27 protein-coding genes are annotated in these 21887 nt (G+C 65.1%); 14 read left to right on the top strand and 13 right to left on the bottom strand.

Features of this window, described 5'->3' with window-relative positions; genetic code table 11:
• Positions 1 to 51: 51 nt before the first annotated feature.
• Genes J1C52_RS07925 through J1C52_RS07880 form a run of 10 tightly spaced genes read left to right on the top strand, consistent with a single transcriptional unit; the run spans position 52 to position 5864 of the window.
• Positions 52 to 417 (top strand): FlgB family protein, encoded by a 366-nt coding sequence (locus J1C52_RS07925; protein ID WP_227427399.1) that lies wholly within the window; start codon positions 52 to 54, stop codon positions 415 to 417.
• A 9-nt stretch (positions 418 to 426) separates the two neighbouring features.
• A complete protein-coding gene (gene flgC / locus J1C52_RS07920; protein WP_227427398.1) occupies positions 427 to 819 on the top strand; it encodes a flagellar basal body rod protein FlgC in 393 nt (130 codons plus the stop codon).
• A 14-nt stretch (positions 820 to 833) separates the two neighbouring features.
• Positions 834 to 1124 carry a flagellar hook-basal body complex protein FliE gene (gene fliE / locus J1C52_RS07915; RefSeq protein WP_227427397.1) on the top strand — a complete coding sequence of 97 codons (291 nt, stop codon included), beginning with the start codon at positions 834 to 836 and terminating at the stop codon, positions 1122 to 1124.
• A 3-nt stretch (positions 1125 to 1127) separates the two neighbouring features.
• Positions 1128 to 1394 carry a flagellar biosynthetic protein FliQ gene (locus J1C52_RS07910; RefSeq protein WP_227427396.1) on the top strand — a complete coding sequence of 89 codons (267 nt, stop codon included), beginning with the start codon at positions 1128 to 1130 and terminating at the stop codon, positions 1392 to 1394.
• Between the two features lies 1 nt (position 1395).
• Positions 1396 to 2112 (top strand): flagellar hook-basal body complex protein, encoded by a 717-nt coding sequence (locus tag J1C52_RS07905; protein WP_227427395.1) that lies wholly within the window; start codon positions 1396 to 1398, stop codon positions 2110 to 2112.
• Positions 2113 to 2130: 18 nt separating this feature from the next.
• Positions 2131 to 2916 carry a flagellar basal-body rod protein FlgG gene (flgG, locus tag J1C52_RS07900; RefSeq protein ID WP_227427394.1) on the top strand — a complete coding sequence of 262 codons (786 nt, stop codon included), beginning with the start codon at positions 2131 to 2133 and terminating at the stop codon, positions 2914 to 2916.
• Positions 2916 to 3344, top strand: a complete 429-nt coding sequence (gene flgA, locus J1C52_RS07895) for a flagellar basal body P-ring formation chaperone FlgA (RefSeq protein WP_227427393.1) — start codon at positions 2916 to 2918, stop codon at positions 3342 to 3344. The genes flgG and flgA overlap by 1 nt, the downstream gene beginning before the upstream one ends.
• Before the next feature lie 26 nt (positions 3345 to 3370).
• A complete protein-coding gene (gene flgH, locus J1C52_RS07890; RefSeq protein WP_227427392.1) occupies positions 3371 to 4096 on the top strand; it encodes a flagellar basal body L-ring protein FlgH in 726 nt (241 codons plus the stop codon).
• A 13-nt stretch (positions 4097 to 4109) separates the two neighbouring features.
• Entirely contained in the window at positions 4110 to 4574 is a 465-nt protein-coding gene (locus tag J1C52_RS07885) for a flagellar basal body-associated FliL family protein (RefSeq protein WP_227427391.1), read from the top strand.
• 48 nt (positions 4575 to 4622) lie between these two features.
• Complete coding sequence (locus tag J1C52_RS07880) at positions 4623 to 5864, top strand: aminopeptidase (protein ID WP_227427390.1); 1242 nt, start codon at positions 4623 to 4625, stop codon at positions 5862 to 5864.
• Here J1C52_RS07880 and J1C52_RS07875 read toward each other — a convergent pair.
• The 7 genes from J1C52_RS07875 to kynU form a co-directional block, all read right to left on the bottom strand.
• Positions 5861 to 6184, bottom strand: coding sequence for a hypothetical protein (locus J1C52_RS07875; protein ID WP_227427389.1), 324 nt, complete (start codon positions 6182 to 6184; stop codon positions 5861 to 5863). The genes J1C52_RS07880 and J1C52_RS07875 overlap by 4 nt on opposite strands.
• Positions 6181 to 7266, bottom strand: coding sequence for an EscU/YscU/HrcU family type III secretion system export apparatus switch protein (locus J1C52_RS07870; protein WP_227427388.1), 1086 nt, complete (start codon positions 7264 to 7266; stop codon positions 6181 to 6183). Before J1C52_RS07870 ends, J1C52_RS07875 begins: the two co-directional genes overlap by 4 nt.
• Positions 7263 to 8054 (bottom strand): flagellar biosynthetic protein FliR, encoded by a 792-nt coding sequence (locus J1C52_RS07865; protein ID WP_227427387.1) that lies wholly within the window; start codon positions 8052 to 8054, stop codon positions 7263 to 7265. Before J1C52_RS07865 ends, J1C52_RS07870 begins: the two co-directional genes overlap by 4 nt.
• Entirely contained in the window at positions 8051 to 10129 is a 2079-nt protein-coding gene (gene flhA / locus J1C52_RS07860; RefSeq protein ID WP_227427386.1) for a flagellar biosynthesis protein FlhA, read from the bottom strand. Before flhA ends, J1C52_RS07865 begins: the two co-directional genes overlap by 4 nt.
• Positions 10126 to 10857 (bottom strand): transglycosylase SLT domain-containing protein, encoded by a 732-nt coding sequence (locus J1C52_RS07855; protein WP_227427385.1) that lies wholly within the window; start codon positions 10855 to 10857, stop codon positions 10126 to 10128. Before J1C52_RS07855 ends, flhA begins: the two co-directional genes overlap by 4 nt.
• 75 nt (positions 10858 to 10932) lie before the next feature.
• Positions 10933 to 12297 carry an oligosaccharide flippase family protein gene (locus tag J1C52_RS07850; RefSeq protein WP_227427384.1) on the bottom strand — a complete coding sequence of 455 codons (1365 nt, stop codon included), beginning with the start codon at positions 12295 to 12297 and terminating at the stop codon, positions 10933 to 10935.
• Positions 12298 to 12367: 70 nt separating this feature from the next.
• A complete protein-coding gene (gene kynU, locus J1C52_RS07845; RefSeq protein WP_227427383.1) occupies positions 12368 to 13561 on the bottom strand; it encodes a kynureninase in 1194 nt (397 codons plus the stop codon).
• A 115-nt stretch (positions 13562 to 13676) separates the two neighbouring features.
• Between kynU and J1C52_RS07840 the strand changes: the two genes are divergently transcribed.
• From J1C52_RS07840 to J1C52_RS07825, 4 genes are all read left to right on the top strand, one after another.
• Complete coding sequence (locus tag J1C52_RS07840) at positions 13677 to 14072, top strand: rhodanese-like domain-containing protein (protein WP_227427382.1); 396 nt, start codon at positions 13677 to 13679, stop codon at positions 14070 to 14072.
• The gene (locus tag J1C52_RS07835) at positions 14069 to 14515 is read left to right on the top strand and encodes a methyltransferase family protein (RefSeq protein ID WP_227427381.1); all 447 of its coding nucleotides are present in this window, start codon (positions 14069 to 14071) and stop codon (positions 14513 to 14515) included. The genes J1C52_RS07840 and J1C52_RS07835 overlap by 4 nt, the downstream gene beginning before the upstream one ends.
• A 265-nt stretch (positions 14516 to 14780) precedes the next feature.
• On the top strand, positions 14781 to 16352 hold the full coding sequence (locus J1C52_RS07830) for a Re/Si-specific NAD(P)(+) transhydrogenase subunit alpha (RefSeq protein WP_227427380.1): 1572 nt from the start codon (positions 14781 to 14783) through the stop codon (positions 16350 to 16352).
• Between the two features lie 16 nt (positions 16353 to 16368).
• Positions 16369 to 17865, top strand: a complete 1497-nt coding sequence (locus J1C52_RS07825) for an NAD(P)(+) transhydrogenase (Re/Si-specific) subunit beta (RefSeq protein ID WP_227427379.1) — start codon at positions 16369 to 16371, stop codon at positions 17863 to 17865.
• A gap of 100 nt (positions 17866 to 17965) precedes the next feature.
• Here the strand turns inward: J1C52_RS07825 and J1C52_RS07820 are convergent, their stop codons facing one another.
• The 6 genes from J1C52_RS07820 to J1C52_RS07795 all read right to left on the bottom strand — a co-directional run bounded on the left by J1C52_RS07820 (position 17966) and on the right by J1C52_RS07795 (position 21762).
• Positions 17966 to 18430 carry a PTS sugar transporter subunit IIA gene (locus tag J1C52_RS07820; RefSeq protein WP_227427378.1) on the bottom strand — a complete coding sequence of 155 codons (465 nt, stop codon included), beginning with the start codon at positions 18428 to 18430 and terminating at the stop codon, positions 17966 to 17968.
• 75 nt (positions 18431 to 18505) lie between these two features.
• On the bottom strand, positions 18506 to 19075 hold the full coding sequence (hpf, locus tag J1C52_RS07815) for a ribosome hibernation-promoting factor, HPF/YfiA family (protein WP_227427377.1): 570 nt from the start codon (positions 19073 to 19075) through the stop codon (positions 18506 to 18508).
• A 187-nt stretch (positions 19076 to 19262) separates the two neighbouring features.
• Entirely contained in the window at positions 19263 to 20024 is a 762-nt protein-coding gene (lptB, locus tag J1C52_RS07810) for an LPS export ABC transporter ATP-binding protein (RefSeq protein ID WP_227427376.1), read from the bottom strand.
• 9 nt (positions 20025 to 20033) lie between these two features.
• Positions 20034 to 20525, bottom strand: a complete 492-nt coding sequence (locus J1C52_RS07805; protein ID WP_227427375.1) for an LptA/OstA family protein — start codon at positions 20523 to 20525, stop codon at positions 20034 to 20036.
• Positions 20526 to 20542: 17 nt separating this feature from the next.
• A complete protein-coding gene (locus tag J1C52_RS07800) occupies positions 20543 to 21151 on the bottom strand; it encodes a hypothetical protein (RefSeq protein ID WP_227427374.1) in 609 nt (202 codons plus the stop codon).
• Complete coding sequence (locus J1C52_RS07795) at positions 21151 to 21762, bottom strand: ribonuclease D (RefSeq protein WP_227427373.1); 612 nt, start codon at positions 21760 to 21762, stop codon at positions 21151 to 21153. The genes J1C52_RS07800 and J1C52_RS07795 overlap by 1 nt, the downstream gene beginning before the upstream one ends.
• Between the last annotated feature and the right edge of the window lie 125 nt (positions 21763 to 21887).

Raw genomic sequence — 21887 nt, 5'->3', positions numbered from 1 at the left:
AAGCGAATCAGCCTTAAAGCTTCGTGTATCGCACTGACGGGAGAAGCCCTCATGTTAGACACACCAGCCATCATGCGGCTGTCACAAGCCATGGCGCGCCACGCCGCCGCGCGCCAGGTCGTGATTTCGCAAAACGTGGCCAATGCCGACACGCCGGGCTACCGCGCCCGCGACGTGGCGTCTTTTGCAGAGTATCTGGATCAGCCGGGCGTCATGGACACGCTGCGCAGCGGCCGCATTCAGGCCCTTGCGCCGCCGCGACTGAACGCGACGGATGACCCGGCCTCGCCCAATGGCAACAGCGTTTCGCTGGAGCGCGAGATGATGCGCGCCGCCGAAACCCGGCAATCGCATGATCTGGCGCTGGCGGTCTATGGCTCTGCGCGCGGCATCTTGCGCACGGCGCTGGGCCGATAGGGGGCGGATATGGCAGACCTGTTTTCGACCTTTACCATCGCCGCCTCGGGCATGGATGCGCAGGCCCAGCGGATGCGCCATGTCGCAGAGAATATCGCCAATGCCGACACGCCCGGCTACCGGCGCAAAACCATCGACTTCACCGCCCAACTGGACCGCGCGCGGGGTGTGACCACCGTGGCCGCGGGCCCGGTGCAACTGGACCGGGGCGATCTGCCCCGCGTCTACGACCCCGGCCACGCGCTGGCCGATGAGGACGGCTATTACCTAGGCTCCACCGTCGACACGATGGTGGAAATGGCCGACGCCCGCGAGGCCGGGCGCAGCTACGAGGCCAATCTGGCGATGTTCGACCAGGCGCGGCAGATGTCGCAAAGCCTGCTTGACCTGTTGCGCCGCTGACAAGGATCACAGACATGCAAATCCCTTCTTCACTTGCGATCACCGGCTATGACCGCGCCCGCGATGCGGCCCAGCCCTCTGCAACCGCCCCCCGCGTCGAAGCTGCTTTCGGGCAAGCGATGGGCAGCGTCCTGTCGGGCCTGCAAGCCAATGAGCAGGCCGCGACCGCTTCCATGGTCAGTGGCGCGGACCCGCACGCGCTGGTGCAGGCCTTGGCCGATACAGAACTGGCCGTGCAAACCGCCGTCAGCGTGCGCGACCGCGTGGTCGAGGCGTATCTCGAAATCCTTCGGATGCCGGTTTGACCCATGGATGAGCTGATCTTCTTCGACACGCTGCGCCAAGGGCTGTGGATCAGCACGCTGATCTCTGCACCCATCCTCGGCGCGGCGCTGGTCGCGGGCGTGGGCGTGGGGCTGTTTCAGGCGCTCACCTCCATTCAGGAAATGTCGCTGACATTTGTCCCGAAACTGCTGGCCATCGTCGCGGTCTTCTGGGTGTCGATGAGTTTCATGACCGCGACCCTGACCAGCTTCTTCCATGACGAAATTCTGCCATTGATCGCAGGGGGTTAAGATGGATAATTCATCCTATACCATGCTGACCCGGATGTCGGGGCTGCGGCGCGAATTGCAGGTCGTGGCGCATAACATCGCCAATGCCGCGACAACCGGCTTTCGCAAGGAAGGCGTGGTGTTTTCCGAATTCGTCGTGGGCTTGGGCCGGGAAGAGCCGTCCTTGTCCATGGCGCTGGGCAACACCCGCCAGACCGCGCAGTTGCAAGGGGCGCTGTCGCAAACCAATGCGCGCTTCGATTTCGCAATAGAGGGTGACGGGTTCTTCCAGTTGGAAACCCCGCAAGGGCCGCGTCTGACGCGGGCGGGCATCTTCACACCCAACGCGGCGGGCGAATTGGTCAACCCCGACGGCCACCGCCTGCTGGACCTGGGCGGCGCGCCGATTTTCGTGCCCCCCGATGCGCGCGACGTGTCGCTGGCGCGCGACGGCACGCTCTCGGCCGATGGGGTGCCCTTGGGGCAGGTGGGCCTGTTCCAGCCCGCCGACCCCGTCACCATGTCGCGCGCGGCCGGCACGCTGTTTCAGGTCGAGGGCGAGATCATTCCCGTGGACGCGCCGCAAATCCTGCAAGGCTTTCTGGAGGAATCGAATGTCGACCCGATGATCGAGTTGTCGCGCATGATCGAAGTGCAGCGCGCCTATGAACGCGGCCAGCGCCTGCTGGAACGTGAAGACGAACGGATCAAGGGCGTCATTCAGGCGCTTGGTCGTTAACCCGAACCGGAGAATCCGATGAAAGCCCTTCAAATCGCCGCCACCGGCATGTCGGCCCAGCAGATGCGGGTTGATACGATTTCGAACAACCTCGCCAATATGAGCACCACGGGCTACAACGCCCGCCGCGCCGAATTCGCCGACCTGCATTACCAGCAATTCGCGCGGGCAGGGGCCATCACCGCCGCCGATGGCACGGTTTTGCCCACGGGCGTGCAGGTTGGGCTTGGCGTGCGGCCCGCCGCGGTCAGTATGCAGATCCAGCAAGGGGCGTCGACCTATACCGGCAACGATCTGGACGTGGCGATCGAAGGCAAGGGGTATCTGGAAGTGACCCTGCCCAATGGCGAGGCCGCCTTTACCCGCGACGGCGGGTTGAAGCGCACGGGCGACGGGCTGATCGTGACCTCTGACGGCCACGAGGTCGCGCCCGGCATCGTCATTCACAGCGATGCGCGCGATATCTCGATCAATTCCGAGGGCGAGGTCTACGCGTATTTCCTTGGCAATGTGCAACCGCAGCTTCTGGGGCAGTTGAACCTTGCCAATTTCACCAATGAAAAGGGTCTGGAAGCGATGGGGTCGAACCTGTTTCTGGAAACCGAAGCCTCTGGCCCCGCCATTCAGGGCGTACCGGGAGAGGACGGGCTGGGCACGCTTCGCCAAGGCTACCTGGAAGAAAGCTCTGTCGACCCGGTGCGCGAGATGACCGAACTTATCAAGGCGCAGCGCGGTTACGAGTTGAACGCCAAGGTCATCACCGCCGCCGACCAGATGATGGGCGCAACGACGCAGGTGCGCTGATGAGATGGCTTGCGCTTTTCCTGCTGGTGCCATGGCCCGCGCTGGCCGACGGTCTGGTCGCCACCCGCATGATCCGCCCGACAGAGGTGCTGCAACCCGCCGATGTGGCGCTGCATTCCGGCGCCGGCGCGCCCGGTGTGGCCACCGACCCCGCGCAGGTCGTGGGGCTGGAGGCGCGCGTCGCCATCTATCCGGGCCGCCCCGTGCGGCTGGCCGACCTTGCCCCGGCGGCGGTGGTCGAACGCAACGAGGCGGTCGTCATGATCTACCGCCAGGGCGGGCTGACCATCATGTCCGAGGGGCGCGCGCTGGGCCGGGCTGCCTTGGGCGAAAGCGTGACGGTCATGAATGGCAGCTCGCGCCAATCCGTGCAGGCACGGGTCATCAGTTTCGGGCAGGTCGAGGTCGGCCCGCCCGCTGCGCCCTGAGCGCAGGTATTTGGAAGGAACCCAACATGCGCTTCATCCTGATTGCCGTATCCTGCCTTGCCCTCGTGGCCTGTTCCGACTTGTCAGAGGTCGGGCGCGCGCCCGCCTTCACCGCCCCCGAAGAGGGGTTCGAACATGCCGCGCTCTACCGCATTCCCCTGCCGGAAGAGACCATCGCCCCCGGAGAGGAAAGCCCCGCCTCGCTTTGGTCGGCGGGCCAACGCTCGCTTCTGGGCGACCGGCGGGCATCGAAACAGGGCGACATCCTGACCGTTGTCATCGAAATTGACGATTCCGCGCAGATCTCGAACTCGACCGCGCGGGGCCGCAGCGGCAGCGTGGCCATGCCCGGCCCGTCGCTCTTCGGAATTCCGCAGGCGATCGACCGCAACCTGCCGGGCGGGCTGAGCCTGTCCGAGGGCGCATCCGTGCAGGGCACGAGCGACTTCTCCGGCAGCGGCACGGTCAGCCGCAACGAGCAGCTGACGCTGCGCGTCGCCTCGACCGTGGTCGAGCGGTTGCCGAACGGCGTGCTGCGCATCGAAGGACGGCAAGAGGTGCGCGTGAACCATGAATTGCGCGAATTGCTGGTCACGGGCTTCGTGCGCCCCGAGGACATCTCGCGCAAGAACGAAGTGGGCTATGACAAGATCGCCAATGCGCGTATTTCCTATGGCGGGCGGGGCATCATCTCGAATGTGCAGCAGCCGCGCTATGGCCAGCAAATCCTTGAAATCGTGACACCATTCTGACGAGGGGGACGACATGGCCAAGATCTTGCCGATACTGCTGATGCTGATGGGCCTTGCCGGTGGGGTGGGCGCGGGCTTTCTGTTGCGCCCCGACCCGCCAGAGCCTGTGGCCGACGCCGAGGCCGCGCCACCCCCCGCGCCAGAGCCGGTGCCGAGCGCGATCCATGATCTGGACGGCCAATTCCTTGTGCCGCTGGTCGAGGATGGGCGTGTCATGTCGCTGGTGGTCGTCGAACTGGCGCTTCAGATCGACGAGACGGCGCAAGATAGCGTGGCCGCGAAAGAGCCGCTTTTGCGCGACCGTTTGCTGCAAATCCTGTTCGACCACGCCAATATCGGCGGGTTCGAGGGGATGTTCACCTCTCACAACAACATGACGCTTCTGCGCCGCGCGCTTCTGGAAGGGGCTGCGCAGGTGATCGAGGGGGGCGTCGTGCAGGAAGTGCTTATCACGAACATATTGCGCAACGGCGCTTGACCCCGCGCGGCCCATGACCCAGCTTTGCCCAAACGGATGGAGTTGGACATGCGCGATACGACTGAACTGGACGGAACGCTGATCGAGGGGCTGGCACGGCTGGCGGTGCGGGTGGGGCTGAACCTGCAACCCGAGCAGGAACTGGTCATGACCGCGCCCACCAGCGCGCTGCCCCTTGCCCGCGCGATTGCCGAGGAAGCCTATCGCGCCGGCGCGAAACTGGTCACGCCCATCCTGAGCGATGGCGAGATGACGCGCGCGCGCTTTGCCCATGGCCATGACGCAGGCTTCGATGCCGCGCCGGGCTGGCTTTATGACGGGATGGGCGCGGCCTATGGCGCGGGCGCCGCGCGGCTGGCGCTGGTTGGCGAAGACCCGTTCCTGTTGTCCGACCAAGACAGCACCCGCGTGGGCCGCGCAAACAAGGCCAATGCCGCCGCCTACCGCCCGGCGCTTGCGCATATCTCGGAATTTCGCATCAACTGGTCGATCATCGCCTGCCCGACAGCCGCGTGGGCCGCGCGCATCTTCCCCGACCTGCCAGAGGCAGAGGCGCTGGCGAAGCTCGCGGCCTCTATCGCGCGGACGGCGCGGCTGGATCATGCCGACCCGGTCGCGGCCTGGGCCGAGCATAACGCGGCCCTTGCCCGGCGTTCTGCCATGCTGAACGAGGCGCGCTTCGACGCGCTGCATTTCCGTGGCGCGGGCACCGACCTGCGGGTGGGGCTGGCGGATGGCCACCTGTGGCAAGGCGGGGCAAGCCCTGCGAAAAACGGCGTCATCTGTAACCCCAACATCCCGACGGAAGAGGTGTTCACCACGCCCCATGCCGCCAAGGTGGAGGGTGTCGTGCGCGCAACGAAGCCCCTGTCGCATCATGGCACGCTGATCGAAGAGATCGAGATGCGCTTCGAGGGCGGGCGCGCGGTGTCGGCAACCGCCTCACGCGGGCAGGACGTGCTGTCGCAGATGGTGGGCACCGACGAGGGCGCCGCGCGGTTGGGCGAGGTGGCGCTGGTGCCGCATAGCTCGCCCGTGTCGCAATGCGGGCATCTGTTCTACAATACGCTGTTCGACGAAAACGCGGCCTCGCATATCGCCATGGGCCAATGCTACGCGTCCTGCCTAGAGGGCAGCGACCTGACGCCCGAAGAAATTGCGGCGCGCGGCGGCAACAAAAGCCTGATCCATGTGGATTGGATGATCGGCGACGGGCGCACCGATGTGGACGGGCTGCGCGACGGCGCGGACCCGGTGCCCCTGATGCGCGCGGGCGAGTGGGTGGTCTAGCGCGCCCCTTTGCGCAGCTTTTCCAACGCGAGCGCGCGGCCAAGGCTGCGGGTTGCGTGCAGTTTCTGCTCCAGCACGGCGGCGCTTTGGCGGGCAAGTGTCTGGTTCAGGCGGATGCGCTGCTCTTGCGCCCATTGCGCATGGGCCAGTCGCGCAGCGTTGAGCGCGGGGTCGTCGGTCAACTCTTGGCGCGCGGGCAGGGCGGCAAGGCGCGCGGCGCTTTCATTACGCGCCTGAGCAAGCTTTCCAAGTTTCGCCAAATCGCGCCTGCGCAGGATTTGGGCGACATCTGCCAACCGATCCAGCCGCGCGCCGCTCATGCCCAGCGCCCTTTCGAGGCTTTCGCGCGCATCGCTTCGGCAAAACGGATCGCGGCGGCGACGGCGGCGTAATGCTGCGGCTCGATCTCTGCGCCGATCTTGACGCTGGCGTGCAGCGCGCGCGCCGTGGGCGGGTCGCGGTGAATGGGCACGCCCGCTTCGCGCGCCCGCTCGCGGATGCGCGCGGCAATCTCATCGGTGCCTTTGGCGACGCAGATGGGCGCGGATTGATCGCTCGCCTGCCATTTCAGCGCAACGGCATAGTGTTCTGGGTTCACGATCACCACATTCGCTTGCGGCACATTGGCCAGCATCTGGTTGGTCGCGATCTCGCGCCCGCGGCGGCTGCGTTCGCCCTTGGCATGAGGATCGCCTTCGGAATTCTTCATCTCGTCGCGCATTTCCTTGTGCGACATGCGGTTCTTGCGCAAATGCTCGGCGCGCTGCCAGAAGAAATCTATCGCGCCGATGACCAGCGCCAGCACGAAGACCAGCAACAGGAAGCGCAACACCATATGCATGAGCTCGCTCGCCGCGACCGCCGGCGTCAGATACAGGCTGCGCAGGATGGCGGGCAGTTCGCGCAGCAGGAACACCCAAAGCACGACCGAGATGACGACCAGCTTGACCGTGCTTTTGGCGAATTCGAACAGCCCGCCCCGACCGAACTTGTTTTTCGCGTTCGAGATGAGCGAGATGCGCGAGAGTTTCGGTTGCAGCTTTTCAGGCGCGAAGATGACCGCGCGCTGCGCGAACAGCGCGGCCCAGACCAGCAGGAAAGGGGCCGCGAACAAGGGCAGGCTGGCCAGCACCGATTGCGCGAGGATGCCGCCGAGGACCGGGCGCGCGCCCTCGGATGCCAGCGCCGAAAGCGTGTCGGCCTGCTGGAAAATGACGGTCCCGATCTCTCCCAGCCGGGTGACGCTGGCTTGCCCCAGCGCCAGCACCGCCAGCAACAGCCCCAGATAGGCGGCGGCGGTGTTGATGTCGGTCGAGCGCGGCACCTCGCCCTTGCGGCGCTGCTCGTCCAGCTTGCGCTCTGTGGCCTCGAATTCCTTTTCGGCGCTGTCCTCTTCGCTCATGGCGCGCCCCCGACCGGGTTGGCGATGAAGCCGGTAAAGGCCTCGTGCCAGATGGGTAAGATGAGGGGGGCGGTCAGCAGTAGAAGCGCCAGCCCCGCGAAGGTGATGGCGGGTGCGCCGACAAAAGCGACCATCAGTTGCGGCATGGCCTTGTTGATCGCGCCCAAGGCGACATAGAAGACAAGCGACAGGATGACGAAGGGCATGGCGAGCGTGAAGGCCAGCGCGAAGGCGCGCGAGACTTGCGCCACGCCCCAGTCGCCCAGATCGGCGGGGTTCAGGAAATACCCCGGCGCAAAAAGCTGGTAGCTGAGCAGCAACAGTTCCGTCAGCCGCACATGCAACCCCAGCGTGACCGCCAGCGCAAGGCCGCCCATGACCAGGATTTGCGACATGGCCGGTTGCGGGTCGACCCCTGCGCCGCCGAAGAATTGCGACAGCGACGTGGCTTGCGCGGCGATGGTGCCCGCGACTTGCAGCACGATCACGAAGAGCCGCAGCCCCGCCCCAAGCGCAAAGCCTGCGACGGTTTCGGTGGCGACCAGCCGCAGCAGGTCAAGCGGCGTGGGGGGGAACGGCGGCAGCGACGGGGCAAGTGCGGGGGTGATGATGGCGGTGAAGGCAAGCCCCAGCCCAAGGCGCACGCGGATGGGAATGACCGCCTCGCCAAAGGCGGGCAGCAGGACCATCATCGCGCCGACGCGCAGGAACACGATCAAGGCGGCCTGAAGCGTCGGCCCGTAGCTGTCGCCCAAGGCGGTCAGCAGAGCGACCAGATCGGAACTCATGCGGCGATGGTCCCGACCAGCGAGGGCCGCGCCTCGAACCCGATTTCCTCGTAGCTGAGCACCGGCAGCGCCAGACCCTTGGCGACGATGGCCGTGCGCAGGAACCGCCTGCGGCGCGACGAGGTGACAAGCGCAGGGCTGATGCCGCTTGCGCCGAGGCCCGCCAGTTTCTCGGCAATGCCGCTGGTCAGGCGGCCGAAATCCTCGGGCGGCAGCGCCACATCGGCACTGCCATGGTCGCCTGACAGTTGGTAGGTGGAAAACAGCTCTTCCCATTCGGGGGCCAGTTGCAAAAGCGGAACCGTGCCATCGGGGCGTTTGAGCTTGGAGACAAGCTGGAAGCCAAGGCGTTGGCGCACATGTTCGCACAGGCTTTCCGGGCTGTGGCCCGCGCCGCGCATCTCCGCGAGCGCTTCTAGGATCAGCGGCAGGTTGCGGATGGACACGCGTTCGTCCAGCAGCAGGCGCAGCACGCTGAGCAGCACATCCATCGGCACCTTGTCGGGGATCAGCTCGGACAGAAGGCGCTTGTTCGCCTCGGCGCGGGTGACATCGGTCAGGCTGCCCAATTCGTCCAGCACCCGGTTCAGGCTGCGATAGGTCAGCAGGCGGCCAAGGTTGGATTTCAGCACTTCCAGCAGATGCGTGGCCAGCACTTCGATCGGGGCGACGACTGTCGCGCCAGAGAGCGCCGCATCTTCCTGCGCGCTGCGCTCGATCCAGCGGGCGGGCGCGCGGTAGACGGGTTCCGAGACATCCTCGCCCGGCGCGTCCAGCGTGCTGTCGCTGCCGATCAGCGCCAGAACCTTGTCTTGGCGTAGCCGGTCGCGCGCCTGTTCGACCCCGTGGACCAGGATGGCATAGGTGCCCGCGGGCAGGGTCGCTTCATCCGTCAGGCGGATTTCGGGCAGGATTAGCCCGAATTCGCGCGCGATATGCGCGCGGATGGACGAGATGCGCGCATCCAGTCCCAGACCGGGGTCCAACACCATGGGCACAAGGTCGGGCGCGAATTGCACATGGATCTCGTCAAGGTCCAGCACATCGCCCAGAACCGGGGCCGGGGGCGGGGCGTTGGGTGTGACAGGGTCGGGCACGGCGGCCTGCGCCGCCTTGCGCTGTGCCAGCCACGCCAGCCCGATCAGTGCGCCCGCCCCCGCGATGAAGGGCACGAAGGGCAGCCCCGGCACGAAGGCAAAGAGCGCCATCAGCACGCCCACCGTGGTCAGGGCGGCGGGGTAACGGCCCAACTGGTCGAAAAGCTGGCTGTCGGTCGCGCCATTCGCTCCGCCGCGTGCCAGCAGAAGTGCTGCCGCGATAGAGATGATGACCGCCGGGATCTGGCTGACCAGCCCGTCGCCCACGGTCAGGATGGCATAGGTTTCGAACGCCGCCCCCAGCGACATATCGTGCATCATGGTGCCGTTTATCAGCCCCATGACAAGGTTCAGAAGGGTAATCAGCAGTCCGGCCACCGCGTCGCCCTTGACGAATTTCGACGCCCCGTCCAGCGAGCCGTAGAAATTGGTTTCCGCCTGTTCGGTCTCGCGCCGGCGCTTGGCCTCTGCGTGGTCGATGGCGCCCGCCGACATGTCGCTGTCGATGGCAAGCTGTTTGCCCGGCATCCCATCGAGCGCGAAACGCGCGCCCACCTCGGCCATGCGCCCCGCGCCCTTGGTGATAACGATGAAGTTCACGATCAGCAGCACAAGGAAGATGACAAGCCCAAGGAATACCGACCCGCCCATGACGAAATTGGCAAACCCCTCGATCACGCCGCCTGCCGCATTGGTGCCGGTATGCCCTTCGCCGATAATCAGCTTGGTCGAGGACACGTTCAGCGACAGCCGCAGCATGAGCGAGGCCAAAAGAACAGTCGGGAAGATCGAGAAATCGAGCGGGCGCTGTATGAACAGCGTGACCGTGAACATGAGGATCGCGAGCGCGAAGGACACCGCCAGCCCAAGGTCGAGCGCCCAGGCCGGGATGGGCAGGATCATCATCACGATCACGGCCATCAGCGCCAGCGCCAGCAGGATCGTGGGTTGGAACAGGGTTTTGGCGTCAATGTTCATGGCGCGCGCTCCGACAGGGGCAGAAGGGGCGCGGACCCCGCAAGGATGGACGCGGGCACAAGAGAGCCGCGCGCGCCGCCGCCCGCGCCCGTCAGCAGCGCGTAGCCGTTCGCCCTGGGGGCCTGATCGGGCCGCGATTGAAGGGGTTGCGCGGGCAGGGGCGACAGGCCGCGCGCGATGGCGTCATAGCGCGCAAGGTAGCGCTGGGCGTATTCTGGCGTGCGCGAGTGATAGGCCCCGACCGCCGCTTTCCAATCGCCCAAGCGGCGGTAATGTGACAGCAGGTAGCGCGCGGCGTAATCGGCGTTGAGCATGGGGTCGAGCATGTCGTCAAGGCTGGCGAAATGCTGCCCGTGCCAGTGGTAATTCAGCTGGAAACAGCCGAAATCGAGGTTGCGCCGCCCGGTGCCGAGGATGGCGCGCGCGGTTTCCGTAGCGTCTGCCTTGCTGGGCAACCAATGGCTTTGCCCGCCCGCGTTCAGCGCCCAGGGCCAAGGGGCCAGACGTCCGTCCTGATTGCGCCCCGTTTCCAGTCGCGCAACGGTGCGCAGCACATCGAGCGGCACGCCATGTTTGCGCGCCGCCGCACTTGCGGCATAATCGCAAAGCGCCGCATCGCTGCGCGCCAGCACGGGCCAGCCAAGGGTGGCCAGCAACAGCGCGATCGCTGCCAGAAAGCACAGCCGAGAGGGTCTGAGGCCAAAACGGGCGGTTCTGGATGCGGGCAAGGCACACTCCGATTCGAACGCTTCTGCGAGTTCAGTATCGGGTGTAGCCCCCAAGGGGTTACGATATGGTAAGCGTCAGGGCAGCAGCGGCGCGATCTTGGGCCAGTGCAGCGACAGCGCGCCCGCGATGGGCAAGAGTGCTGCGGCCGCAAAGAGCGCGTCATGGCGCTTGTCCCAGACGCCCGTATGGCGCGCAAGCCGCGCGACCGCCGGGTAGACCAGCACCGACGCCACCGCTTGCCCCAGAAGCGCACCCGGCAGCCCGGCAAGCGCGGCCCCCGACACGAAACACAGGGTCTGCACCGTGGCACGAATGGCGATCACCCAGAAGAACCGGCGCGAATCGCCGCGCGCCAGTGCGGCTTGGTCATAGGTCAGCACGATCAACGACAGCATTTGCGCGCAGCTTATCATCACGATGATCGGCCCGGCCTCTGCATAGCGGTCGTCATAGAGGAAATCTATCAGCCACGGCCCGATCAGCGCCATGATGGTCAGAAGCGTCATGACCGTGCCCGTCAGCACCATGCGCAGGCGGCGGATCTTGCGGTCATGCTCCCCATCCTTGCCCGCGAACATCTCGCGGTAGGACGGGATCAGCAGTTTCGACATCATGGTATGCGCCATCAGCACCGGGAAGAAGGCGAGGAAATAGGCGATGTTGTAGATGCCCAGTTTCTCTACCGTCAGGAACAGCCCCAGAATGGCGCGGTCGCCCTGCAACAGCACGAAGCCAAAGGCCGAGGATGCCATGATCCAGCCGCCGAAGCGCAACAATTCGCGGCCTGCGTCGCGGTCCCATGCCAGCCGGTTGCGCAGGCCCGACAACAGCGCCCATTCCATGCCCAGCTTGGCCGCGCCCGTGACCAGAACGCCCGCCACAAGCGCCCAGTAGCTGGCATAGATCCATGCCAGCGTGACCATGACCAGAATGCCTATCGCCTGCGAGGCAAGTTCGATCCCCATCACCCGGCCAAGCTGCAAATGGCGCTGGGCGGTGAAAACGCGCGTGGGCGCGGCCCCCAGCATGACCAGCGACAGCCCGCCCAAGGGCAGGATCCACATCAGTTCCGGCGCGTCATAGACCCAGGCCATGGGCCAGGCCAGCGCGCAGGCGATCAGCCATAGCACCACGCCCCGGCACAGGTTCAGCGTCCATGCCGTGTTCAGGAAATCGCGGTCATCGCCGCGCTTGTGTTGCATGATGGATTGCGGAACGCCCGTGTCCGACAGCATGGTCAGCCCGGTCAGAACCATCGCCATCAGCGCCATCAGGCCGAAGGCTTCTGGGAACAGCAACCGCGCAAGGATCAGGTTCGAGGCAAAGCGCATCCCTTGCCCCAGCACGAACCCGCCGGATGTGAAGGCCGCGCCGCGCAGCACGCGGCTCATGAAACTGGCCGTGGGGGCTTGGGTCATATGATCGGTGCCTGCACTCATGGAACTCTGCGTCTTTTGCCTGATTTTGCGGGCAGTCTGCCCGCGAAACCCGGCAATCTTGTGGCGCGGGTCAGGTGACTTTGGCGCGGGTGTGGAATTCGGGGCGGTCCCAGCGCCCCGTGGCCATGATGTCGCACAGCGTATCCGCCGCGCGGGTCACGTCCTTTGGCGACAGGTAAAGCGGGGTGAAGCCGAAGCGCAGAATGTCGGGCGCGCGAAAATCGCCGATCACGCCCTCGGCGATCAGCGCCTGCATGATCGCATAGCCGTCGGGGTGGCGAAAGCTGACCTGGCTGCCACGGTTTTCGGGGGCGCGCGGGCTGGCAAGGGTCAGGGTAGGGCAGGCGGCCTCTACCCGGTTTATGAAGATGCCCTGCAATTCCAGCGAGCGGGCGCGCAGGTCGGCCATGTCCACGCCGTCCCAGACATCCAGCGCGGCATCGAGCGCCACGAGTTGCAGCACCGGGGGCGTGCCCACGCGCATCCGCTCGATCCCGGCACCGGGGCGATAGTCCAGATCGAAGGCAAAGGGTGCTTCATGGCCCAGCCAGCCCGAGAGTGCGGGGCGCACTTGGTCCGCCAAGCGCGGGGCCACATAGATGAATGCAGGGCCGCCGGGGCCGGAATTGAGGTATTTGTAGCTGCACCCGACCGCGAAATCCGTGTCCGCGCCCGCCACATCGACCGGGATCGCGCCCGCCGAATGCGCCAAGTCCCAGACCACCAGCGCGCCCACTTCGTGCGCCTTGGCGATCAGGCGGGCCATGTCATGCTTGCGGCCCGTGCGGTAATCGACCTCTGTCAGCATCAGCACGGCAACCGACGGGTCAATCGCGCCTTCAACAGCGTCGGGGGCCACGGTTTTCACGCGGTAATCCGGTCCCAAGCTGCGGCACAGCCCATCGGCCATATACAGGTCAGACGGGAAATTGCCGGTGTCGGACAGGATGATCCGGCGGTCCGGACGCATCTCCAGCGCAGAGGCCAGCGCCTGGTAGACCTTGATCGACAGCGTGTCGCCCATGACCACGGTGCCGCGGGGCGCCCCGATCAGACGGCCCACGCGGTCGCCCACGCGCGACGGCAGGTCCATCCAGCCCGCGCGGTTCCAGCCGGTGATGACCATCTTGCCCCATTCGTCCGTTACGACCTGCGCCACGCGCGCGGCCACGCCCTTGGGCAAGGGGCCAAGCGAGTTGCCGTCCAGATAGATCACGCCCTCGGGCAGGTCGAACAGGGCGCGGGTGTGGTCGAAATCGGTCATGGGGCTGTCCTTTGGCTGCCGTCCTTCGGTGGCGGTCTTGTCGCGAAAGGTCAAGGCGCTTGCAATTCAGATGCAAGTAATTGAATGTCGCCTCGCGTTCTTTGGGAGGGTTTCAATGCGTTTCATTCTTGTGTCATGTCTGGCCGTTGCGCTTTCCAGCGCCCCGGTTGCGGCCAGCGATCTGGCCGACGAGATCGGCGGCTATCTGGATTTCGCGGGCTATACCGAAGGCATCATCCAGCCCGCGCAGCTGACCGAAGACATCTTGCCCGGTGTCACCTTTGTCGATGTGCGCGGCGCGGACCAGTTCGCCAGCGACGGGATCGAGGGCGCGTTGCATATCGAATGGCGCGAGATTGTCGCGCGTGCCGATGAGCTGCCCGAGACCGGCATGGTCGTCATGTATTGCGACACCGCCGTCCTGTCGTCGCAGGCGATGCTGGTGGCGCGGCTTCTGGGGCATGACAATGTGCTGGTGCTGCAAGGCGGGCGCGCGGCGTTCCAGCCGTGAAGATAACGCTCGATTACCCGCCGGTCTGGCTGCTGGGCGCGCTGGGTCTGGCCAAGGCAGAGGTGGCGCTGTTTGGCCCGGCCTACCAGATCGGCGCGCTCAGCCTGCTGGGCAACGCGCTGTTCTGGGGCGGCTTGGCGATCATGGGGATCGCCGCGCTGTCCTTCCTGCGCGCGCGCTCGACCATCGTGCCGCATGAGGTGCCGGCCAAGCTGATAACGGGCGGGCTATACCGGCTGTCGCGCAACCCCATCTACCTAGCCGACCTGATGCTTCTGGGCGGCCTCGCGCTGGTCTGGGGATCGGTCGCGGGGCTGGTGCTGGTGCCCGCCTTGGCGCGTATCCTAACGCGCCGGTTCATAGAGCCGGAAGAAGCCCGTCTGCGCGCCGCGTTCGGCCCCGAAGCAGAGGCGTTTTTCCAGCGCACGCGGCGGTGGATTTAGTCAGCAGCCTTGACATAGCGACACCAAGTCGCAGATTTCCGACTGCACAGGGCAAGATACTTGCGCGCCCTTGCAAATCGCACGGTTTTCCGCAATGCAGTTTCTGTGAGGAGACCGGGATCGCTGCGCTGCCGCAGTGATCTTATCATAATCTTTAATGGTGCCTTGTGAAATATTCTTGCGCAGGCTATGCAGGCGCAAGATCGAAAAGATCGCGGGCTTGTCCCGCTTCACAGGCGCTATAGCAAGCAAAGGGGGACGACGCGTGAAAGTCGGGGCCTTAAAAGAGATCAAGCCGGGCGAAGCCCGTGTTGCGCTGACGCCGGACAGCGCGGCGCAGTTGCAGAAACTGGGGCACGAGTGCTTCGTGCAATCGGGCGCGGGCGATTTGGCCGGGTTCAACGATGCCACCTATGAAGCCGCGGGCGTGACCGTCGTGGCCGATGCACAGGCGCTGGTCGATGCGGCTGACATCGTCATCAAGGTGCGCGAGCCGGAGCTGGACGAGGTCAAGCGCCTGAAAAAAGGCCAGACCCTGATCTCCTTCTTCTGGCCCGCCCAGAACGAAGCGATGCTGGAAGCCGCCAAGGACACCGGCGCGACCGTGATCGCGATGGACATGGTGCCCCGCATCAGCCGCGCGCAGAAGATGGACGCGCTGTCATCCATGGCCAATATCGCGGGCTATCGCGCGGTGATCGAGGCGGGCAACAATTTCGGCCGTTTCTTCACGGGTCAGGTGACGGCGGCGGGTAAGATCCCGCCCGCGCGCGTGCTGGTCGTGGGCGCTGGTGTGGCCGGTCTGGCCGCGATCGGCACCTCGACCTCTCTGGGTGCGATCACCATGGCCTTCGACGTGCGCCCCGAAGTGGCCGAGCAGATCGAATCGATGGGCGCGGAATTCGTCTTCCTCGAATTTGACGAACCCGCTCAGGACGGCGCTGCGACCGGTGGCTATGCCGCCCCTTCCAGCCCCGAATTCCGCGAAAAGCAGTTGGAAAAGTTCCGCGAACTGGCGCCCGATGTCGATATCGTCATCACCACCGCGCTGATTCCGGGGCGCCCCGCGCCGAAGCTCTGGACCGAAGACATGGTCAAGATGATGAAACCGGGATCGGTGATCGTGGACCTTGCCGCCGAAAAGGGCGGCAATTGCGACCTGACCGTGATGGACGAGCGCGTTGTCACCGACAATGGCGTCATCATCGTGGGCTATACCGACTTCCCGTCGCGCATGGCCACGCAGTCCTCGACGCTTTACGCGACCAATATCCGCCACATGCTAACGGATCTGACGCCCGATAAGGACGGCGTCATCAAGCACAACATGGAAGATGACGTGATCCGTGGCGCGACCGTGACCCATGAGGGTGCGATCACCTTCCCGCCGCCCCCGCCCAAGGTGGCCGCGATCGCGGCCAAGCCGAAGGAAAAGGTCAAGGAACCGACGCCGGAAGAAAAGCGCGCCGCCGAAGTGGCCGCGTTCAAGGCGCAGACCAAGCAGCAGGTCATCTTGCTGTCGGTGGCCGCCGTGTTGTTGCTGGCGGTGGGCATGGTTGCGCCCGCAAGCTTCATGCAGCACTTCATCGTCTTCGTGCTGTCGGTCTTCATCGGCTTCCAGGTGATCTGGAACGTGGCCCATTCGCTGCACACGCCGCTGATGGCCGTGACCAACGCGATTTCGTCGATCATCATCCTCGGCGCGCTGATTCAGGTCGGCTCCAGCAGCTTGCTGATCACGATCCTGGCGGCAGCCGGTATCTTCATGGCGTCGATCAACATCTTCGGCGGCTTCCTCGTGACACGGCGCATGCTCGCCATGTTCCAGAAATCGTAAGGCGGGGGATCACGTTATGGAATACGGATTCACGATTGCGACCTATGTGGTCGCGGCAGTTCTCTTCATCCTGTCGCTTGGCGGTCTGTCGGGCCAGGAAAGCGCGAAACGCGCAGTGTGGTATGGCATTGTCGGCATGGCGCTGGCGGTTGTCGGCACGCTGGTCGGACCGGGGCAGGGCCTGTGGGTCGCGTCCTTGGTGCTGATCGCGCTCGGCGCGGGCGTGGGCTACCAGTTGGCCACCAAGGTCCAGATGACCCAGATGCCAGAGCTGGTGGCGATCATGCACTCGCTGGTGGGTCTGGCCGCGGTGTTCGTGGGGGTCAATGCCGACCTTATGATCAACAGCATCGCCGGTATCTACCAAGAGGCGGGTCTGGTCATGGGCGCGGTCGGTCCCGACGGCTACACCGCCATCGGCCTGCCCAAGGAAATTTATGACGGCCTGTCGTCCTTCGGGCAACTGATCGCCAAGAAGTCCTCGGTCGAGATCACGATCCTTCAGGTCGAGCTGGTGCTGGGCATCTGGATCGGTGCCGTCACCTTCACCGGGTCGGTCATCGCCTATGGCAAACTGGCGGGCAAGGTCGACACTTCGGCCAAGCAACTGCCGGGTGGGCATATCCTGAACGCGGCGGCGGCAATTGCATCGCTGGTGCTGATGTTCGCCTACCTGTCGGGCATGGGCAGCTGGACGCTGGTTCTGCTGACGCTGCTGGCGCTGTTCATCGGCTACCACCTGATCATGGGCATCGGCGGCGCCGACATGCCGGTGGTTGTGTCCATGCTCAACAGCTACTCGGGCTGGGCTGCGGCGGCGATCGGCTTCTCGCTTGGCAATGACCTGCTGATCGTGGTGGGTGCGCTTGTGGGCTCTTCCGGTGCGATCCTGTCCTACATCATGTGCAAGGCCATGAACCGCAGCTTCATCAGCGTTATCCTGGGCGGCTTCGGCGGTGCCAAGGGCGAGCAGATGGCGGTCGAGGGCGAGCAGGTCGCAATCGACGCGGGCGGCGTGGCCAACGCGCTGAACGAGGCCGACAGCATCATCATCGTGCCGGGCTACGGTATGGCCGTGGCCCAAGCGCAGCAGACGGTTGCGGAACTGACCCGCAAGCTGCGCGCCAAGGGCAAAGAAGTGCGCTTCGCGATCCACCCCGTGGCCGGTCGTCTGCCGGGGCACATGAACGTGCTTCTGGCCGAAGCCAAGGTGCCCTATGACATCGTGATGGAAATGGACGAGATCAACGACGATTTCCCCGACACGGATGTGGTCATCGTCATCGGCTCGAACGACATCGTGAACCCGGCCGCACAGGACGACCCGAACAGCCCCATCGCGGGTATGCCGGTTCTGGAGGTGTGGAAGGCGAAACAGGTCTTCGTGTCGAAGCGTGGTCAGGGCACCGGCTATTCCGGCATCGAGAACCCGCTGTTCTACAAGGACAACACCCGCATGTTCTACGGCGATGCGAAGGCCAGCTTCGACCAGCTTCTGCCGCTGATCGATTAAGCGGCAGGCCAGCCAAAACGAAAGCCGCCCCGGATCGGGGCGGCTTTTTTCATGGGCTGACAGCTGTTAAAGCGCGGCTGACGGCGCGACCAGCGCAGCGTCAGGCGGCCTTGTTGACCGTGTCGCTGGACAGGATTTCGATGAACTTGGCCGGGTCGTCATTGGCGCGCAGCTTCTCGCAGATCGCGGGGTTGCGCAGGGTGCGCGACACGAAGGCCAGCGCTTTCAGATGCTCGACACCTGCATCGCGCGGGGCAAACAGCGCGAAGATCAGATCGACCGGGCTTTTGTCGACCGACCCGTAATCCAGCGGGCGGTCTAGCTTCAGGAACACGCCCAGCACGCGGTCGACCTCGTCCAGCCGTGCATGGGGCAGGGCCACGCCATGGCCCACGCCGGTCGGCCCAAGGCTTTCGCGTTCCTGCAAGGCTTCGATCACCGATGTCGCCGGCAGGCCGTAGACGCTATGCGCCATCTCGCCAATGGTCTGGAACAGGCGCTTCTTGCTGGTCGCGGACCCGATGACGCGCAAGGCATCCGCATCCAGAAGCTCTGACATCTGCATCTGTCTCTCCGTTCGTGAAACGCAAATACCGCGCCCGGCCCGAGGTCCGTGGCGCGGTATGCGGATCAGGCTGTGTTATTGCTGAGGGTCAATCCAACCGACATTGCCATCTTCGCGGCGATAGACCACGTTCAGCCCGCCATGGCGTTCATTGCGGAACACCAGAACGGGCGCATGGGCGAGTTCCATCTGCATCACGGCTTCTCCGGCAGAGAGGGACATGATCTTGGTCTCCATCTCGGCGATGATCATCGGTTGCAACGAGTCCGGCTCTTCGCCCGACTCGTCATCGGTCGAAGCCAGCACATACGCCGAAGCGCCCCCGAACTCAACGGGTGTGGTGCGCTCGCGGTGATGATCTTTCAGCCGGCGCTTGTAGCGACGCAACTGCTTGTCCAGCTTTTCGCGGCAGGATTCGAACGCGGCGTAGATCTCGCCCGCTTGCCCGCGCGCTTGCGCTGTCAGGCCGGTGGACAGGTGCAAGGTGGCTTCGCACACCATGTTATGGGCATCGCGCGAGAACACCACAACGGCCTCGGTCGGGCGCTGCTGATACTTCTCGACCAATTCGCCGAACTCGGCCTTTACATGGGTCTGAAGCGCATCACCGATGTCGATTTGTCTGCCGCTGATCTGGTAGCGCATGGGCCACTCCTTCTTGTTATCGGGTCCGGGCCGGGCACTGTGCCGGGCCTGTCCCGCTTGGGTACACCTGCTCTGTCAGGGCCATGCATGGTGGCGTTCCAGCCGCGACAGGCCCGTCCTGTTGCTTGTATTTGGCGACAGATCAGGGGCGTTTGTCAACGGATCGCTACGCGAAAACGGTTAAAACTCAGTCGAGCGCGGGGGCGTCGGACAGTCGGAAATCCTGCCCCAGATAGACGCGGCGCACATCGGCATCGGCGACCACTTCGGCGGGGGTGCCTGCGCGCAGGACGGTGCCGTCATGCAGGATATAGGCGCGGTCCACGATGGCCAGGGTTTCGCGGACATTATGGTCGGTAATCAGCACGCCCAGCCCGCGGGTTTTCAGATCGGCGACCAGCGCACGGATCTCGCCCACGGCAATCGGGTCCACACCCGCGAAGGGTTCGTCCAGCAGCACATAGCGCGGGTCGGCGGCCAAGGCGCGCGCGATCTCGACCCGCCTGCGCTCGCCCCCCGACAGCGCCAACGCGGGCGCGTCGCGCAAGTGCCCGATAGAGAATTCGTCAAGCAACTGGTCCAGCGCGTGCTGCCGCTCGCGCGGATCGCGCAGGCGAATTTCCAGCACGGCGAGGATGTTCTGCGCCACGCTCAGCCCACGAAAGATGCTCATTTCCTGCGGCAGATAGCCCAAGCCCAGCCGCGCGCGGCGATAGAGCGGTAGCCCCGTCGCATCCTGCCCATCTATCCGCACGGTGCCGCCTTCGTGTTTCACGATCCCGGCGATGCAATAGAAACAGGTGGTCTTGCCGCAGCCATTTGGCCCCAGCAGCGCAACCACCTCTCCCGGCGCGACATGCAGCGACACGTCCCGGATGATGACCCGTTTGCCATAGCTTTTTTGCAGCTGCGACACGGCCAGCGCGTCGGTGTCGTCCTCTGGCGTCATGCGCAGGCCTTAGCGGTCGGTCTGGATGATCGTGCGCACCCGCCCTTCGAGGCTGCCCTGACCGCTGCGCAGATTGACCGTCAGCCGGTCGCCAGACAGCACGTTCGGCCCTTGCGTCAGGATGACAGAGCCGCTCATCCGCACGGTGCCCGCGTCTATGTCATAGACCGCGCTGGCCGCTTCCGCCGCTTCCTGCGCGGTCACAAGCGTGACCCCGCCAGACGCTTCCAGCCGCCGGATGCGGGCATTGTCGCCCGGTGCGTAGACCACCTTGATGGTCTGTGCCGCCAGCCGCATATCGCCTTGGCCCAGCACGGCATTGCCGGAAAACACGGTCTCGCCCGTGCTGTTATCCACTTGCAGGCTGTCAGAGCGCACTTCGACCGGCTGGCCACGCACCGCGTTCAGGCCCGCGAAAGACAGGCTTGTGCCTTGCGCCAGCGCAGGGGCCGCGCCCGCGATGCAGGCCATCACGGCGACGATCTGTGCAAATCCGCGCAATTTCGCTCCTCCGGTCATCATGGAATGTATATCAGCCTGACATTGCCCGTAAAAGCAAGCAGATATCCGCCGTCCGCGCCGCCGCTGCGGGTCAGCTCCAGCGCGTCGGCGCTGATTTCGCCGGCGGGCGCGCGGCCCGCGACGCCGCCGCTGCCGGTCAGGCGGGTGCGGTCCAGCGTGGCGCTGAGCGCGCCCAGTTCCAGAACGTAGCCGTCAGAGTTTTGCAGCGTGACCGGTCCGTCCGCCGTCAGCGCCCCGCCTGCCTGGTCAAGCCTGGCGGTGGCCGCGTCGAAGCTGGCGGTGCTGTCATTGGGAAAGGTCAGCTGCCCTTCCGGCGCGACAAAGCTCAGGGTCAGCGGCCCCTCGCCAAGTTCCAACGCCTCTGACCGGACGGATTGCGCCGCGATGGTCAGCGCGGTCGCGTCCTCTGTCACCCCGGCAAAACGCGCGGTGGCGATGCGCGGCTCTCGGGTCATCTGCTCGGGGTCCATGCCCGCGATGCGCGCGGCGCTGTTGGGGTCCACGCTGCGCGACACCAGAAAGATCGTCGATAGCAGCACCAGCGCGCTGAGCGGCAGGCCGATGCGCAAGGCGCGACGCAGGGTCTGGCGCAGCGCGGGCGACATTAGTGGGCGAAAATGTCGGTATCGGGCCAGCCGGCAATATCCAGCGTGGCGCGCGTGGGTAGGAAATCGAAACAGGCCTGTGCCAGGTCGGTGCGCCCCTCGCGGGCCAGCATGGCATCCAGCGCATCGCGCAAGCGGTGCAGGTGCAACACGTCGGACGCGGCATAGGTCTGTTGCGCGTCGGTCAATGTCTGCGCGCCCCAGTCAGAGCTTTGCTGCTGCTTCGAGATGTCCACGCCCAGCAGTTCCGACAGCAGGTATTTCAACCCATGCCGGTCGGTATAGGTGCGCACCAGTTTCGACGCGATCTTGGTGCAATAGACCGGCGCGCAGGTCACGCCGTAGCTATGCGCCAGAAGCGCGATGTCGAAGCGTCCGAAATGGAACAGCTTGACCACATCCGGGTCGGCCAGCAGGCGGCACAGGTTCGGCGCGGGCTTGATCGGCCAAGACACTTGCACCAGATGCGCGTTCCCGTCGCCAGAGGACAGTTGCACCACGCACAAGCGGTCGCGATGCGGGTTCAGCCCCATCGCCTCGCAGTCGATGGCCACGCTCGCGCCCAGGTCCAGCCCGTCGGGCAAATCGTCCTTGTAAAGATGTATCGTCATTGACCCTGCGTTTCCTTTGCGTGCGCCAGTGTTACCCGGCTATGGGGAATTGGCCCCAAAATCAAGGCGCAGCGTGGCGCGCGCCTGCCATGGTCCGGCCATTTTTCCGCGCTAGGGTTATAGGG

The sequence above is a fragment of the Roseibaca sp. Y0-43 genome (genome assembly GCF_020667835.1).
Classification (GTDB): Bacteria; Pseudomonadota; Alphaproteobacteria; order Rhodobacterales; family Rhodobacteraceae; genus Roseinatronobacter.
This window is presented reverse-complemented; position numbering and strand designations above follow the sequence as displayed.

Excerpts from the sequence above, each read along its gene's own strand:
- J1C52_RS07885 (WP_227427391.1), top strand. The coding sequence starts at position 4,110 with ATGGCCAAGATCTTGCCGATACTGCTGATGCTGATGGGCCTTGCCGGT.
- kynU (WP_227427383.1), bottom strand. The coding sequence starts at position 13,561 with ATGACCGATTTCGACCACACCCGCGCCCTGTTCGACCTGCCCGAGGGC.
- flgH (WP_227427392.1), top strand. The coding sequence starts at position 3,371 with ATGCGCTTCATCCTGATTGCCGTATCCTGCCTTGCCCTCGTGGCCTGT.
- J1C52_RS07850 (WP_227427384.1), bottom strand. The coding sequence starts at position 12,297 with ATGAGTGCAGGCACCGATCATATGACCCAAGCCCCCACGGCCAGTTTC.
- flgC (WP_227427398.1), top strand. The coding sequence starts at position 427 with ATGGCAGACCTGTTTTCGACCTTTACCATCGCCGCCTCGGGCATGGAT.
- J1C52_RS07820 (WP_227427378.1), bottom strand. The coding sequence starts at position 18,430 with ATGCAGATGTCAGAGCTTCTGGATGCGGATGCCTTGCGCGTCATCGGG.
- J1C52_RS07800 (WP_227427374.1), bottom strand. The coding sequence starts at position 21,151 with ATGTCGCCCGCGCTGCGCCAGACCCTGCGTCGCGCCTTGCGCATCGGC.
- J1C52_RS07875 (WP_227427389.1), bottom strand. The coding sequence starts at position 6,184 with ATGAGCGGCGCGCGGCTGGATCGGTTGGCAGATGTCGCCCAAATCCTG.
- J1C52_RS07795 (WP_227427373.1), bottom strand. The coding sequence starts at position 21,762 with ATGACGATACATCTTTACAAGGACGATTTGCCCGACGGGCTGGACCTG.
- J1C52_RS07870 (WP_227427388.1), bottom strand. The coding sequence starts at position 7,266 with ATGAGCGAAGAGGACAGCGCCGAAAAGGAATTCGAGGCCACAGAGCGC.
- flgA (WP_227427393.1), top strand. The coding sequence starts at position 2,916 with ATGAGATGGCTTGCGCTTTTCCTGCTGGTGCCATGGCCCGCGCTGGCC.
- lptB (WP_227427376.1), bottom strand. The coding sequence starts at position 20,024 with ATGACGCCAGAGGACGACACCGACGCGCTGGCCGTGTCGCAGCTGCAA.
- J1C52_RS07825 (WP_227427379.1), top strand. The coding sequence starts at position 16,369 with ATGGAATACGGATTCACGATTGCGACCTATGTGGTCGCGGCAGTTCTC.
- J1C52_RS07840 (WP_227427382.1), top strand. The coding sequence starts at position 13,677 with ATGCGTTTCATTCTTGTGTCATGTCTGGCCGTTGCGCTTTCCAGCGCC.
- flgG (WP_227427394.1), top strand. The coding sequence starts at position 2,131 with ATGAAAGCCCTTCAAATCGCCGCCACCGGCATGTCGGCCCAGCAGATG.
- fliE (WP_227427397.1), top strand. The coding sequence starts at position 834 with ATGCAAATCCCTTCTTCACTTGCGATCACCGGCTATGACCGCGCCCGC.
- J1C52_RS07865 (WP_227427387.1), bottom strand. The coding sequence starts at position 8,054 with ATGAGTTCCGATCTGGTCGCTCTGCTGACCGCCTTGGGCGACAGCTAC.
- J1C52_RS07905 (WP_227427395.1), top strand. The coding sequence starts at position 1,396 with ATGGATAATTCATCCTATACCATGCTGACCCGGATGTCGGGGCTGCGG.
- J1C52_RS07925 (WP_227427399.1), top strand. The coding sequence starts at position 52 with ATGTTAGACACACCAGCCATCATGCGGCTGTCACAAGCCATGGCGCGC.
- hpf (WP_227427377.1), bottom strand. The coding sequence starts at position 19,075 with ATGCGCTACCAGATCAGCGGCAGACAAATCGACATCGGTGATGCGCTT.
- J1C52_RS07910 (WP_227427396.1), top strand. The coding sequence starts at position 1,128 with ATGGATGAGCTGATCTTCTTCGACACGCTGCGCCAAGGGCTGTGGATC.
- J1C52_RS07880 (WP_227427390.1), top strand. The coding sequence starts at position 4,623 with ATGCGCGATACGACTGAACTGGACGGAACGCTGATCGAGGGGCTGGCA.
- flhA (WP_227427386.1), bottom strand. The coding sequence starts at position 10,129 with ATGAACATTGACGCCAAAACCCTGTTCCAACCCACGATCCTGCTGGCG.